The following is a 13,354-nucleotide window of genomic DNA, read 5'->3' as shown; positions in this document are numbered from 1 at the left end:
CGCCGTGAGACAGCGGCTAAATAGCGCGAGAAAGGAGCCAAAGCGTGGTCGAAAGCCGCACCATTGACCTGGAGCCGAGCTGGCTGGCCCATTTGCAGGCCGAGTTTGAACAGCCCTACATGCAGCAGCTGTCGCGCTTTCTGCGCGAGGAAAAGCGCGCCGGCAAGCGCATCTTTCCCGCCGGTGATGAGATGTTCAATGCCTTCAACCACACCCCGCTGGAACGGGCCAAGGTGGTGATCATCGGCCAGGACCCTTACCACGGCGAGGGCCAGGCCCATGGATTGTGCTTTTCGGTGCGGCCGGGGGTGGCTGTGCCGCCGTCGTTGCAGAACATCTACAAGGAAATTCACGCCGAGTTGGGCCACCCCATACCCGCCCATGGCCACCTCACGCACTGGGCGGACCAGGGCGTACTGCTGCTGAACAGTGTGCTGTCTGTGGAGTGCGCCCGTGCCGCGTCCCACCAGGGCAAGGGCTGGGAGCAGTTTACCGACCGGGTGGTGGAGGTGATCAACCGCGAGCGCAGCGGTGTGGTGTTTCTGCTGTGGGGCAGCTATGCCCAGCGCAAGGGGGCGGTGATCGACACAGCGCGCCACTGTGTGCTCAAGGCGCCCCATCCCTCACCGCTGAGCGCCCACCGGGGCTTCTTCGGCTGCGGCCATTTCCTGCAGGCCAACGAATACCTCAGCGCCCGGGGAGAGGCCCCCATCGACTGGCGTATTCCCGACTAGCCCTGCTCCGCCTGCAGGTCCAGGTAATCTGGCGCCTGCAACTGCAGCGCGGGGCCCTCGGCACTGCCCAGGTGCAGCGGTGCCTGGTCTGAGTTAAGAGCTGCATTAAGAGCGGCGCAGGCCAGCAGCAGGCAGTGCTGGCCATCAACCGCCACCGCATTGACCACCGCCCCCGCCGCCTGGCTGGCGCCCGGCGGGTACAGGGCCGTGCCGGCGGCGGGGGCGTCCACGCCATCCAGCCGCGCCAGGAATAAGCGACGCTTGGCCTTGCCCCGGTAGTGCAGGCGGGCAATGACCTCCTGCCCGGTGTAGCAGCCCTTCTGGAAGCTGACGAAGCCGGTGAGGTCGTAATTCAGCATTTGCGGCAGGAACGCCTCCACCGTCGGCGCCTCGATACGGCCGATGCCAGCCGCCACCTGCAGGGCCTGCCACTGGCTGGCTGGCGCCGCCTGCAGCTGCGCGCCGAGGGCGTCTAGCAGGTCGCTGCGCGCAGGGCTGAGCAGCACTTCAAACTGCTGACCGGCCTCATCAACCTGAATCACCACAACGCCCTCGCTGGCGCAGCTGCCAAAGCGCGCGGTGGGTGTCTCACCCAGCACCGCCCGCAGCGCGGCACCGGCGCCATCGCCCCAGCAGGCAAGCACCTGCCAGTCGGTGGCAACCACAACGCTGGCCTTGGAAAACACCACGTATTTTTTCAGTCGCTCGGCGGTGGTGTCGGCGATGTCCGCGCGCAGGCGCAGCAGAAAGGTCTCCGGCGCGCACTGGCTCAGCAGGAAGTCGGCCAGGATACGGCCCTGGGCGCTGCACCAGGCGCCGGGGCGGGCGCTGTGGTCGTTCACCTGGCGCACATCGCAGGTGGTTTGCCCCTGCAGGAAGGTGGCGGCGTCGGGGCCGCTGACCTGCAGCAGGCTTTCGTTTTCCAGGGGGCAAAAAAAAGCGGACACGGATGGAAACTCCTGTTGGCGGGGCCGCGGTGGCTGCCCCGGTGTGACTGTCTGCCGCGGGCCGGCGAGCGTGTATAATGCCGCGTTTTGATGTTCCCCGAAACGTGCAGGACCCTATGATTCAGGACGAAGAGCTTAAACGTATGCGCTGGGCCAGCCGCCGCGGCATGCTGGAACTGGATCTGGTGCTGGAGCCCTTCGTCAGCCAGCGCTACAGCCAGTTGGGCGAGCGCGACCGTCAGCGCTATCAGCAATTGATGGAGTGTGAGGATCAGGAACTGTTCGCCTGGTTCCTGCGCCGGGAACGCCCCCAGAATGAAGACCACGCCGCCATCGTGTCGCAGATTCTCGACCACGCCCACCGTCGCGACCGCGATTAGGCCCTCCCGCCCGGGTTGGCTCTGCGCCGCCGGCTATCGTCTGGCGCTGCTTACTGCCGTTGTTCTACTGCTGATAAAAGGCTATCCGCTGCTTGCGCTGGGTAGCCTGCTGGTGGTGCTGTGGTTGTGCTGGCCGGGTGAGCGGCGCCCTCGCGGCATCCGCAGTCAGGATGGGCAGTGGCAGTTGCATCTGGCCGGGCGCTGGTGTGATGTAGAACTTGTCGGGCCCCTGCACAGCCCGCCCTGGCTGTTGGCAGTGCGCTGGCGCCGGGTGGGCAATGAGGGCAGCGAGTGCATTGAGGAGCAGGCGCTGCGCTGGCTCTATCTCTGGCCCGACAGCGTGGCGGCAAGCCAGTGGCGCCCGCTGCGCAAGGCGCTACGGCTCCAGGGCGCTCTGGCGGGCGGCGTTGGCCGGCACCAGAACGGTATCGCGGGCCTCCGCTAACAACGCCGGGTAGTCCAGGGTGTAGTGCAGACCGCGGCTTTCCTTGCGCGCCAGGGCGCAGCGGATCATCAACTGGGCCACCATGGCCAGGTTGCGCAGTTCCAGCAGGTCGTTGCTGACCTTGTAGTTGCTGTAATACTCGGCGATTTCCTTTTGCAGCAGTTCAATGCGATGTTCAGCGCGCTGCAGGCGCTTGTTGGTGCGCACAATGCCCACGTAGTCCCACATGAAGCGCCGCAGCTCATCCCAGTTGTGGGAGATCACCACGTCCTCGTCCGAATCGGTCACCTGGCTTTCATCCCAGGCGGGCACCGGCTGTGGCAGCGGGGCGGCGTCGATAGTGTTGGCAATGTGGCCCGCGGCGGAGCGGGCGTAAACGATGCACTCCAGCAGGGAGTTACTGGCCATGCGGTTGGCGCCGTGCAGGCCGGTGCAGGAGGCCTCGCCAATGGCGTACAGTCCGGCGAGGTCGGTGCGGCCCTGGGTGTCCACCACAATGCCGCCGCAGGTGTAGTGGGCCGCGGGCACCACCGGAATGGGCTCGCGGGTGATGTCGATGCCCAACTCCGCGCAGCGCTGGGTGACGGTCGGGAAGTGCTCGTGCAAAAACTCGGGCGACTTGTGCGAGATGTCCAGGAACACGCAGTCCACCCCGAGGCGCTTCATTTCATGGTCGATGGCGCGGGCCACAATGTCCCGGGGGGCCAGCTCGCCGCGCGCGTCGTAGCGCTGCATGAAGGGCTTGCCGTCCGGCAGCAGCAGCCGGCCACCTTCACCGCGGATGGCCTCAGTCACCAGGAAGGACTTGGCCTTGGGGTGGTAAAGGCAGGTGGGGTGAAACTGGTTGAACTCCAGGTTGGCCACCCGGCAGCCGGCGCGCCAGGCCATGGCGATGCCGTCGCCGCTGGCGCCGTCGGGGTTGCTGGTGTAAAGGTAGGCCTTGCTGGCGCCGCCAGTGCCCAGCACCACCGCCCGGGCCAGGAACAGCTCCACATGGTCGCTCTGGCGGTTGAGAATGTAGGCCCCCTGGCAGCGTCCCTCCTTGACCACCAGGTCCACCGCCACCCGGTGGGTGAGTATCTCGATATTGTCCGCCGCCTGGGCCTTTTCGGTCAGGACTTCGGAGATGGCGCGCCCGGTGCGATCCGCCGCGTGGATGATGCGGCGGTGGCTGTGGCCGCCTTCCATGGTCAGGTGGAATTCGTCGGCGTGATCCGGGCGCAGGTCAAAGTCCACACCCTGGGCCACCAGCCACTCCACGCAGGAGCGGCTGTTGCTCACCGTGAACTCCACCGCCTCGCGCTGGCACAGGCCGGCGCCGGCGGCCAGGGTATCCTCCACGTGGGAGTCCACGCTGTCTTTGGTGTCCAGCACCGCGGCCATGCCGCCCTGGGCCCAGTAGGTGGAGCCCTGGTTGAGGTCTGCTTTGGACAGCAGCGCCACCCGCAGGTGGGGCGGGAGTTGCAGGGCAAGGCTGAGCCCGGCGGCGCCGGCGCCGATGATCAGCACATCGTACTGGAGGGAGTGGGGCATAGGTGGCTGGCTTGCTGCGTTTGTGGGTGACTTATATGATGTGCCGCAATCACTTACGCGAGTCGCGTTGCGCCGGCGAGTATAAAGCAGGAGGCGCGAATTAAGGAAATACACCGTTGCGGAACTTTTTTCGTTCGTCTGCCTCTTACTGTCGTCCCGTGCGACGGTGCAGCGAACTATCAGCGCGCCTGTTGGTCTATCGGGACAGTAGTTTGAAAAGAACCAGGGCAGGCATGTCCAGGGCTAGTATGGGGGACAGGACTTGACTGCCGAAGTGACGGACAAGCAGCTCGTCGCCAAGGTGAAGAAGGGTGATTCGCGCGCCTTCGATATGCTGGTGTTGAAGTACCAGCACAAGATCCTCGGTTTGGTGAGTCGCTATGTACACGATGCCGATGAGGTGCAGGATGTGGCCCAGGAGGCTTTCATCAAGGCGTATCGCGCACTCCCCAATTTCCGGGGCGACAGTGCCTTTTATACCTGGCTGTACCGTATCGCCATCAATACGGCCAAGAATCATCTGGTTTCGCGTTCGCGGCGCCCACCCGGCAGCGACGTGGAAGTGGAAGACGCGGAGTATTACGAAGGCGGTGGCGCCCTGCGCGATATCGAATCGCCCGAAGCGGCCCTTTACGGTGCCGAATTGCAGGCGGTGGTGGAGCGCGCCATCAGCGAATTGCCCGATGATTTGCGCACAGCTGTAACTTTGCGCGAATTTGACGGTCTGAGTTACGAGGATATCGCGGAAGTAATGAGTTGCCCGGTGGGCACCGTGCGCTCCCGCATCTTCAGGGCCAGGGAGGCCATCGACCGACAGGTCAAACAACAGGTGGACGGACTTGGTTGAAGCCCGGCACACCGCTACAGTGACACACATTCGTGCGGCGGCGCGGAGGATATGAGTAATGACTGAGAGAATGCGGGAGTCCCTCTCTGCCCTGATGGACGGGGAGGCCGACGAGCTCGAGCTGGAACGGGTGCTCAAGCAGATCGGCGAAGACGGCGAGTTGCGCGCCACCTGGGTGCGCTACCACGCGGTACAGGCGGTTATTGGCAAGCAGGCTGTGCCCGACCTCTCCATTGATATTTCCGCCGGCGTGCGCGATGCCATCGCGCAGCCGGCCACCACCGGCAGCCGCCGCTGGCAGGGCCTGTTGCGCCCGGTTGCGGGTTTCGCCGTTGCCGCATCGGTGGCTACCACCGTGGTGCTGGGCGGCCAGCAGCTGGCCAGTCTTAACGGCAGCCCCGCCACCGCAGAGGCCGACGTGGCCATGGGCATGGCCCCGGTGGGGCTGGTGAACAGCCTTGGCGCCACCTCGGTGCGAGCCAGTTTCGGGACCCAGTCGGTTCCGGTGCTGCAGCCGGCCACTGGCACCGCCTACAGTGAGCTGGCGCGCCAGCGCATGCAGCGCTTTGCCCAGGAGCATGCCGAACAGGCCGCCCTGAATACCCCCCAGGGCATGCTGCCCTTTGCCCGCGTCCAACGCATTACGGAGTAACACCGATTTTGCCGCGCCTGTTCCCCCGCCTCCCCCTGATGACGGCACAGGCCCGGCGCCTGAGCCGCTGGCTGTTCGCCGTCGCCACCACTACCCTGCCGGCCGCCGCCCTGGCTGCCAGCTGCCCCGGGGCCGACCCGGAGGCACTCAAGTGGCTCGATCGCATGTCCCGCAGCAGTCACCAGGCCGCCTACCATGGCGTGGTGACCCTGCAGCGTGGCGAGGACATGCAGGTGATGCAGATTAGCCACTCCGTCAGCGGCGACACCACCTCTGAACAGCTCACCAAGCTCACCGGGCAGGGCGCGCGCATTGTGCGGGAGGATCACCCGCTGGACTGCGTGCACACCGGCCACCGCCTGCTGCAACTGGGGGCTGCCCTGGGTGCTGGCGAGTGCGGGGTTGCCGAGTACTACCGTTTTGATGTCAGCGAGGGCGAGCGGATTGCCGGCCGCCAGGCAGTGCGCATCCGGGTGGAACCCCTGGATATGTACCGCTACGGCTACCTGATGGAACTCGACAGGGAGACTGGCCTGCTGCTCAAGTCCAGCACGCTGGGCCGCGGTGACCTGGTGCTGGAGCGCTTCCAGTTTGCCAACCTGTCCTACGGCAGCCCCATGCCCTCCGGCGCCGACGTGGAGGTGACCCACGAGGCCGCCCACCCGCTGCCAGACAGCGCCATGAGCACCGAGGATTTGCACAGCGGCTGGTCGGTACAGTGGCTCCCGCGGGGCTTTGTGCTCACCGAGGCCGACCCGGCCACCCGCAGCGGGCGCCGCACCTTTACCGACGGGCTGGCGGCATTCTCAGTCTTTCTCGAACCCCTGTCGCGGGAGATCCGCGCCGGGGAGGGCATCGCCCGGGAGGGCAGCACCCTGTCCTACACCCGGGGGCTCAGCCTGTCCGACCAGCCGGTGCTGGTGACGGTGATCGGCGAAGTGCCGGTGAACACCGCCCGCATGGTGGCCGACTCCGTGCGCTGGGCGCAGTGACATGCTGACCGAGCGCGGTGAAGTGGTGGCCGTGGAAGCGGATGCGGTGTGGGTGGAAACCCTGCGCCAGAGCACCTGCGGCAGCTGCGCCGCCCAGAAGGGCTGCGGCCACGGCCTGCTCAACCGCCTCGGCAGTGGCCGGCGGCATTACATCCGGGTGCTGCCCGGCAGCATCCAGCCCGCCGCCTGCCGGGTGGGTGATACGGTGGACATCGCCATACCTGAAACCGTGATTCTGCAAGGCTCTTTGGTGGTGTACCTGCTGCCCTTGCTGGCCATGCTGGCTGGCGCGGCCCTGGCCGCCGGGCAGTGGCCGGCCAGCGACCTGGCGGCCCTGGGCGGTGCGGCAGCGGGCTTTGCCCTGGGGGTTTTTGGGGTGCGCCTGCACGCTGTCCGCCACGCCGACGACCCGGCCTTGCAACCTACTCTGCTTGGCCGCACAACAGCCCAGCCCGCCCGCGTGGAGGCGCTTGAGCTCGGCTGATGTGACTTGACTGGCTTGACGCGGCATGAGTGAGCTCGGCTTGATTGAACCCGGCTTGATTGAACTCGGCGCAATGGCCCCCACTTTTTTTGTACGTTCTCTCCCCACAACAGCAAGGATGTCCGTAAGTATGAAAGTACAGACCTACCGACTGTCGGCTGCGCTGCTCCTGGTGTTTTGCAGCCTGCTCGCGAGCCTGCCCGCGCGCTCTGCCGCGCTGCCGGAGTTTCGCGAAATCGTGGCGAACAACTCCCCGGCGGTGGTGAAAATCATCGTGGAACACAGCGCTGCCAACGGCAACCAGCAATGGCAGGGCGAGGAAATCCCCGAGCCGCTGCGCCGCTTCTTCGAGTTTCACGGCGCGCCCCGGGGCGGCGGCCGACCCTCCATGGCCATGGGCTCGGGCTTTATCATTTCCGGTGACGGCTACATCGTGACCAACAACCATGTGGTGGACGGCGCCAGCAGCGTGCTGGTGCGGCTGCTGGACCGGCGCGAGTACGACGCCGAGGTGGTGGGTACTGACCCGCGCTCCGACCTTGCGCTGCTGCATATCGACGCCGACGATCTGCCGGTGCTGCCGCTGGCCGAGGATGAGGACCTGGACGTCGGTGAATGGGTGCTGGCCATTGGCTCTCCCTTTGGCCTGGACTACTCGGTGACCGCCGGCATCGTCAGCGCCATGGGCCGCAGCCTGCCCACCGAGCAAGGTGAGAACTACGTGCCCTTCATCCAGACCGACGTGGCCATCAACCCCGGCAACTCCGGTGGGCCGCTGTTCAACCTGGATGGCGAAGTGGTGGGGGTGAACTCCCAGATCTTTACCCGCAGCGGCGGCTCCATTGGCCTGTCCTTCGCCATTCCGGTGAGCGTGGTGCACAACGTGGTGGAACAGCTCAAGGAAAACGGCCGGGTTACCCGCGGCTGGCTGGGGGTTACCATCCAGGATGTGGACAGAACCCTGGCCGAATCCTTTGGTCTTGACCGCCCCCAGGGCGCGCTGATTGCCCAGGTGGCCGAAGACGGCCCCGCTGCCAAGGGTGGCCTGGAGGCGGGCGACGTGATCCTGCGCTTTGACAACAAGGACATCGGCACCTCTGCCGACCTGCCCCATGTGGTGGGCCTGATCGCCCCGGGCACCACCGTGCCGGTGGAGATTGTGCGCGAGCAGAAGCGCCGCAGCCTCAAGGTCAAAGTGGGCGGCCTGGATGCTGAGGACAGCTATGCGCTGACCCCGGGCCGCACCGACGAAGCTGAAGGCGGTCGCCTGGGTGTGGCGGTGGAAGCCGCCAGCCCCGACAGCCTGCAGCGCCTGGGCTTGTCCGGCGGCGTTGTGGTGCGCCAGGTGGCGCCGGGCTCACCGGCCTCCGATGCCGGCGTGGTGCCGGGGGATGTGATCACCCTGGTGGGCTCCACCCCGGTCACCAATGTCGAGGCCTTCGAACGCGCGGTGAGCAAGCTCAAGCCCGGCACCTCGGTGCCCCTGCGCCTGATTCGTCGCGGTGCGCCGATCTTCATCGGCCTGAAGCTGAAGGACGATTAAAGGGTATTTTTCCGCCGCGGCGGCCGATAGCAGCGCTCGCCGCGTTAGGGTACAATCCCGCGTCTTTTTTGGCGCCCGGCCTCTCTGCCGGGCGCTGCCACAACCGAGCTTTGCCGAGTGAGTGACCTCCAGCATATCCGCAATTTTTCCATCATCGCCCACATCGATCATGGAAAGTCCACGCTCGCCGACCGTTTCATCCAGCACTGTGGTGGCCTCTCCGACCGGGAGATGGCCGAGCAGGTGCTGGATTCCATGGACATCGAGCGCGAGCGCGGCATTACCATCAAGGCCCAGAGTGTCACCCTCGACTACCAGGCGCGCGACGGCCAGACCTACCAGCTGAATTTCATCGACACCCCCGGGCACGTGGACTTCTCCTACGAAGTGTCCCGCTCGCTGGCCGCCTGTGAAGGCGCGCTGCTGGTGGTGGATGCGGGGCAGGGCGTGGAGGCCCAGTCGGTGGCCAACTGCTACACCGCCATTGAGCAGGGTCTGGAAGTGCTGCCCATCCTCAACAAGATGGACCTGCCGCAGGCCGACCCGGACAAGGTCAAGGTCGAGATCGAGGAGATTATAGGCATCGACGCCACCGATGCCTGCCCGGTCAGCGCCAAGACCGGCATGGGCATTGAAGACGCCCTGGAATACCTGGTGGCGAAGATCCCGCCACCCGAGGGCGACCGCAACGCCCCCCTGCAGGCCCTGATTATCGACTCCTGGTTCGATAACTACCTGGGCGTGGTGTCGCTGGTGCGGGTCAAGCAGGGCGTGCTGAAAAAGCGCGACAAATTCATTACCAAATCCACCGGCAAATCCCACCAGGTCGACAGCATCGGTATCTTCACGCCCAAGCGGCTGGAAACCGGCGAACTGCGGGCCGGGGAAGTGGGTTTTGTGGTGGCCGGCATCAAGGACATTCAGGGCGCCCCGGTGGGGGATACCCTGGTGCCCGCCAACCAGGCCGCCGATGTACCGGCCCTGCCCGGGTTCCAGAAGGTGAAGCCCCAGGTGTACGCGGGCATCTTCACCATTTCCTCGGACGATTACGAGGACTTTCGCGACGCCCTGGCCAAGTTGACCCTCAATGACGCCTCGCTGTTCTATGAGCCGGAAACCTCCGACGCCCTGGGCTTTGGCTTCCGCTGTGGCTTCCTCGGCATGCTGCACATGGAGATCATTCAGGAGCGGCTGGAGCGCGAGTACGACCTCGATCTGATCACCACCGCCCCCACGGTGATTTACGAAGTGGTGAAAAAGGACGGTGAGGTGATCCAGGTGGACAACCCCTCGGCGCTGCCGGATGTCGGTGAAATCGAGGAAATGCGCGAACCCATCGCCCGCTGCAACATCCTGGTGCCCCAGGATTACCTCGGCAATGTCATCACCCTGTGCGTGGAAAAACGCGGCGAGCAGGTGGACATGCAGTTCCTGGGCAGCCAGGTGTCGCTGACCTACGACATCCCCATGGCGGAGGTGGTGCTGGACTTCTTCGACCGCCTGAAGTCGGTCAGCCGCGGTTATGCCTCGCTGGATTACAGCTTCCAGCGTTTTGAAGCGGCGCCCCTGTCCAAACTGGACGTGCTGATCAACAACGAACGGGTGGATGCGCTGGCCATCATCGTGCACCGCGACCAGGTGCAGTACCGCGGCCGCGCCCTCACCGAGAAGATGAAAGAGCTGATTCCCCGGCAGATGTTCGACGTGGCCATCCAGGCCGCGGTGGGTGGCAAGATTGTGGCGCGCCAGACCGTGAAGGCCCTGCGCAAGAACGTGACCGCCAAGTGTTACGGCGGCGACGTGAGTCGCAAGCGCAAACTGCTGGACAAACAGAAAGCCGGCAAAAAACGCATGAAACAGGTGGGTCGGGTGGAAATCCCCCAGTCTGCCTTCCTCGCCGTACTGAAAGTAGACAGCTGACAGGGACGTAGCATGTCGATTGATTTCCCCCTGATTCTGGTAGTGCTGGTATTTGGCAGTGGTTTGATCTGGCTGGCCGATGCGCTGTTGTGGGCCCCGGGCCGGCGCCGCGAGTTGGCAGCGCTGGAGGCGCAGTATCCCCAGCACGGTGACGACAACAGCCCCCAGTCGGCCCAGTTTGCCGCCCAGGCCAAGCGTCGCGCCAGCGAACCGCTGCTGGTGGAATACGCGCGCTCGTTTTTCCCCGTGCTGTTTGTGGTGTTTGTGCTGCGCTCTTTTCTGGTGGAGCCCTTCCAGATTCCCTCGTCGTCCATGGTGCCGACCCTGCAGGTGGGCGATTACATCCTGGTCAACAAGTTCACCTACGGCATTCGCCTGCCGGTGCTGCGCACCAAAGTGCTGGACCTGAACGAGCCCGAACGCGGCGATGTGATGGTGTTTTTTCCGCCGCACATGAACGATACCTACTACATCAAGCGGGTGATTGGCCTGCCCGGCGACACCGTGACCTACCGCAACAAACGCCTGTTTGTGAACGGCGAAGAGCTGCCCTGGGATGCCCTGGCGGAACTGCCCGAGGGCAGTGGCCGCCACGCGGTGGCGCTGGAGCAACTGGGCGAGTCCAACCACCTGACCCAGGTGGACCCGATGCGTCCGGCCCGGGATTTCTCGGTGCTGGTCAAGCCCGGCCATTACTTCATGATGGGCGACAACCGCGACAACTCCAGCGACAGTCGCGTTTGGGGCCAGGTGCCGGAAAAGGATATAGTCGGCAAGGCCTTCGCGATCTGGATGCACTGGGATTCGCTGCTCAGCATCCCCAGCTTCAGCCGTGTAGGCGCGATAGAATAGCTGCTATAAGATAAGGCCAGTCGGCCACTATCCGGGGGAAACAGTAATGAAGCTGCGCCAGCAACAGAAGGGAATGTCGCTGTTGGGGATGCTCTGCGTCGCCATCATGATCGGCTTTTTCGTGATGTGCCTGCTGAAAATGGGGCCGAGCTATTTCGAATACCTGTCGGTGAAGGAAATCATGGGCAAGGTGTCCACCGAGTACAAACCGGAGCAGGACAGCATTGCCGATATCCGCCGCCGCATTGCCAACCTGCTCAACACCAACCAGATATACGGCCTCAAGCCGCAGGATGTCGAAGTGTTCCGCAAGGAAGGCAAAACCTATATCGACGCCAGCTACGAAGTGCGTATTCCTGTCATGTGGCGCATCGACGCCCTGTTTAAATTCGACGATCTCAAGTACGAGGCGGGCCAGGCAGAGCCGCTGGCCTCGGCACCCTGAGGCACTGTGGATAAACTCGCTCGCCTGGAAAAACGCCTGGCCTACACCTTTCGCGACCGGAGCCTGCTGGAGCTGGCCCTGACCCATCGCAGTGCCGGCAGCCGGAACAACGAGCGGCTTGAGTTCCTGGGGGATTCCATCGTCAACCACGTCATCGCCGAGGCCCTGTACCACCGCTTCCCGAAAGTGCGTGAAGGTGACATGAGCCGCATGCGGGCGGCGCTGGTGAAGGGCGACACCCTGGCCCGGTTGGCCCGCGAGCTGGAGTTTGGCGAATGCCTGAAACTGGGGGGCGGGGAGCGCAAGAGCGGTGGCCATCGCCGGGCGTCCATCCTGGCGGATGCCTTCGAGGCAGTGTCTGGCGCCATTCTGCTCGACAGCGACGTGGATACCTGTCGCGACTTCCTGCTGCGTCATTTTGCATCCCGCCTGGACGACCTTGAACAGGGCGACGTCAGTAAAGACGCCAAGACCCGCCTGCAGGAATTTTTGCAGGGGCGCGGCAACCCGCTGCCGGTGTATGAACTCGTCAACGTGGAGGGTGAGGATCACCAGCAGCATTTTGAAGTGAGCTGCCAGCTGGCCCAGCCCAAACTGCAGGTGCAGGGCGCTGGCAGCAGCCGGCGCAAGGCCGAACAGGCCGCCGCCGCCACCGCACTGGAGAGGTTACAGGCCCGTGGCTGAATTGACTGGACGTTGTGGTTACGTGGCCATTGTCGGGCGCCCCAATGTGGGCAAGTCCACCCTGCTGAATTACCTGCTGGGGCAGAAAATCAGCATCACCTCGCGCAAACCCCAGACCACGCGCCACCAGGTACTGGGCATCAAAACCGAGGGCGGCAACCAGATCATCTTTGTCGATACCCCCGGACTGCACCGGGAGGCGCCCAAGGCCATCAACCGCTTCATGAACCGCGCCGCCAGCTCCGCCATTGCCGATGTGGATGCCGTGGTGTTCGTGGTGGATCGCACCGCCTGGACCGACGAGGACGAGATGGTGCTGCAGCAGGTGCAGGGCGCCGAGCGGCCCACCATTTTAGCGGTGAACAAGGTGGATTTGCTGCAGGACAAGGGTGTGCTGCTGCCGCGCCTGCAGGCGCTGTCCGACAAGGGCGCCTTTGCCGCGGTGATCCCCCTGTCTGCCCTGCGCCGCACCAACCTGGATGCCCTGGAGCAGGAGGTGCTGAAGCTGCTGCCGGAGTCTGTGCATTTTTTCCCCGAAGAGCAGATCACCGATCGCAGCCAGCGCTTTCTTGCGGCGGAAATTGTGCGCGAAAAGATCATGCGCCAGCTGGGTGATGAACTGCCCTATTCAGTGACCGTGGAGATTGAAGAGTTCGGCCAGGAGGGCGAAACCCTGCATATTTCCGCCCTCATTCTGGTGGAGCGCAAGGGGCAGAAGAAAATCCTGATTGGCGAGGGCGGCTCGCGCTTGCGCAGTATCGGCAGCGAAGCGCGCAAGGACATGGAGCAGCTCTTTGACAGCAAAATCATGCTGCGCCTGTGGGTCAAAGTGAAATCCGGCTGGTCGGACGACGAGCGCGCCCTGCGCAGCTTGGGTTACGACGACCGCTGAGCGC

15 protein-coding genes are annotated in these 13,354 nt (G+C 64.5%); 13 read left to right on the top strand and 2 right to left on the bottom strand.

The annotated features are described in order from the left end of the window. Positions 1-44 precede the first annotated feature (44 nt). A complete protein-coding gene (gene ung, locus DDZ17_RS06490) occupies positions 45-734 on the top strand; it encodes a uracil-DNA glycosylase (RefSeq protein ID WP_116365167.1) in 690 nt (229 codons plus the stop codon). Here the strand turns inward: ung and ygfZ are convergent. Next, complete coding sequence (gene ygfZ, locus DDZ17_RS06485; RefSeq protein ID WP_116365166.1) at positions 731-1,681, bottom strand: CAF17-like 4Fe-4S cluster assembly/insertion protein YgfZ; 951 nt, start codon at positions 1,679-1,681, stop codon at positions 731-733. The two genes, ung and ygfZ, sit on opposite strands and share 4 nt — an antisense overlap. Positions 1,682-1,797: 116 nt before the next feature. Here ygfZ and DDZ17_RS06480 point away from each other — a divergent pair, with 116 nt between their 5' ends. Both DDZ17_RS06480 and DDZ17_RS22615 read left to right on the top strand, forming a co-directional pair. After that, complete coding sequence (locus DDZ17_RS06480) at positions 1,798-2,061, top strand: FAD assembly factor SdhE (RefSeq protein ID WP_116365165.1); 264 nt, start codon at positions 1,798-1,800, stop codon at positions 2,059-2,061. Next, positions 1,997-2,506, top strand: coding sequence for a protein YgfX (locus DDZ17_RS22615; RefSeq protein ID WP_170150169.1), 510 nt, complete (start codon positions 1,997-1,999; stop codon positions 2,504-2,506). The genes DDZ17_RS06480 and DDZ17_RS22615 overlap by 65 nt, the downstream gene beginning before the upstream one ends. On the opposite strand, the gene nadB is transcribed toward DDZ17_RS22615, so the two are convergent. Beyond that, positions 2,438-4,039 carry an L-aspartate oxidase gene (nadB, locus tag DDZ17_RS06475; RefSeq protein ID WP_116365164.1) on the bottom strand — a complete coding sequence of 534 codons (1,602 nt, stop codon included), beginning with the start codon at positions 4,037-4,039 and terminating at the stop codon, positions 2,438-2,440. The two genes, DDZ17_RS22615 and nadB, sit on opposite strands and share 69 nt — an antisense overlap. Before the next feature lie 262 nt (positions 4,040-4,301). Between nadB and rpoE the strand changes: the two genes are divergently transcribed. The 10 genes from rpoE (at position 4,302) to era (ending at position 13,350) form a co-directional block, all read left to right on the top strand. After that, positions 4,302-4,886, top strand: coding sequence for an RNA polymerase sigma factor RpoE (rpoE, locus tag DDZ17_RS06470; protein WP_116365163.1), 585 nt, complete (start codon positions 4,302-4,304; stop codon positions 4,884-4,886). A gap of 58 nt (positions 4,887-4,944) precedes the next feature. Then, a complete protein-coding gene (locus DDZ17_RS06465) occupies positions 4,945-5,538 on the top strand; it encodes a sigma-E factor negative regulatory protein (RefSeq protein WP_116365162.1) in 594 nt (197 codons plus the stop codon). Positions 5,539-5,546: 8 nt separating this feature from the next. Beyond that, on the top strand, positions 5,547-6,530 hold the full coding sequence (locus DDZ17_RS06460; protein ID WP_206613470.1) for a MucB/RseB C-terminal domain-containing protein: 984 nt from the start codon (positions 5,547-5,549) through the stop codon (positions 6,528-6,530). A gap of 1 nt (position 6,531) precedes the next feature. Continuing rightward, positions 6,532-7,014, top strand: a complete 483-nt coding sequence (locus DDZ17_RS06455; protein ID WP_116365161.1) for a SoxR reducing system RseC family protein — start codon at positions 6,532-6,534, stop codon at positions 7,012-7,014. A gap of 130 nt (positions 7,015-7,144) precedes the next feature. Continuing rightward, positions 7,145-8,557, top strand: a complete 1,413-nt coding sequence (locus DDZ17_RS06450) for a DegQ family serine endoprotease (protein ID WP_116365160.1) — start codon at positions 7,145-7,147, stop codon at positions 8,555-8,557. A gap of 117 nt (positions 8,558-8,674) precedes the next feature. Further along, on the top strand, positions 8,675-10,477 hold the full coding sequence (lepA, locus tag DDZ17_RS06445; RefSeq protein ID WP_116365159.1) for a translation elongation factor 4: 1,803 nt from the start codon (positions 8,675-8,677) through the stop codon (positions 10,475-10,477). Positions 10,478-10,489: 12 nt separating this feature from the next. After that, positions 10,490-11,329 (top strand): signal peptidase I, encoded by an 840-nt coding sequence (gene lepB / locus DDZ17_RS06440; RefSeq protein ID WP_116365158.1) that lies wholly within the window; start codon positions 10,490-10,492, stop codon positions 11,327-11,329. Positions 11,330-11,375: 46 nt separating this feature from the next. After that, positions 11,376-11,774 (top strand): DUF4845 domain-containing protein, encoded by a 399-nt coding sequence (locus DDZ17_RS06435; RefSeq protein ID WP_116365157.1) that lies wholly within the window; start codon positions 11,376-11,378, stop codon positions 11,772-11,774. A gap of 6 nt (positions 11,775-11,780) precedes the next feature. Continuing rightward, positions 11,781-12,458 carry a ribonuclease III gene (gene rnc / locus DDZ17_RS06430; RefSeq protein WP_116365156.1) on the top strand — a complete coding sequence of 226 codons (678 nt, stop codon included), beginning with the start codon at positions 11,781-11,783 and terminating at the stop codon, positions 12,456-12,458. Next, on the top strand, positions 12,451-13,350 hold the full coding sequence (era, locus tag DDZ17_RS06425; RefSeq protein ID WP_116365155.1) for a GTPase Era: 900 nt from the start codon (positions 12,451-12,453) through the stop codon (positions 13,348-13,350). Before rnc ends, era begins: the two co-directional genes overlap by 8 nt. Positions 13,351-13,354 lie beyond the last annotated feature (4 nt).

Origin of the sequence: Parahaliea mediterranea (genome assembly GCF_003402235.1) — a bacterium.
GTDB classification, from domain to species: Bacteria; Pseudomonadota; Gammaproteobacteria; order Pseudomonadales; family Halieaceae; genus Parahaliea; species Parahaliea mediterranea.
Note: the sequence above shows the minus strand (reverse complement) of the source record. Positions and strands in the feature narration are given on the sequence as shown.

Excerpts from the sequence above, each read along its gene's own strand:
- DDZ17_RS06480 (WP_116365165.1), top strand. The coding sequence starts at position 1,798 with ATGATTCAGGACGAAGAGCTTAAACGTATGCGCTGGGCCAGCCGCCGC.
- DDZ17_RS22615 (WP_170150169.1), top strand. The coding sequence starts at position 1,997 with ATGAAGACCACGCCGCCATCGTGTCGCAGATTCTCGACCACGCCCACC.
- nadB (WP_116365164.1), bottom strand. The coding sequence starts at position 4,039 with ATGCCCCACTCCCTCCAGTACGATGTGCTGATCATCGGCGCCGGCGCC.
- DDZ17_RS06465 (WP_116365162.1), top strand. The coding sequence starts at position 4,945 with ATGACTGAGAGAATGCGGGAGTCCCTCTCTGCCCTGATGGACGGGGAG.
- DDZ17_RS06455 (WP_116365161.1), top strand. The coding sequence starts at position 6,532 with ATGCTGACCGAGCGCGGTGAAGTGGTGGCCGTGGAAGCGGATGCGGTG.
- DDZ17_RS06450 (WP_116365160.1), top strand. The coding sequence starts at position 7,145 with ATGAAAGTACAGACCTACCGACTGTCGGCTGCGCTGCTCCTGGTGTTT.
- lepB (WP_116365158.1), top strand. The coding sequence starts at position 10,490 with ATGTCGATTGATTTCCCCCTGATTCTGGTAGTGCTGGTATTTGGCAGT.
- DDZ17_RS06435 (WP_116365157.1), top strand. The coding sequence starts at position 11,376 with ATGAAGCTGCGCCAGCAACAGAAGGGAATGTCGCTGTTGGGGATGCTC.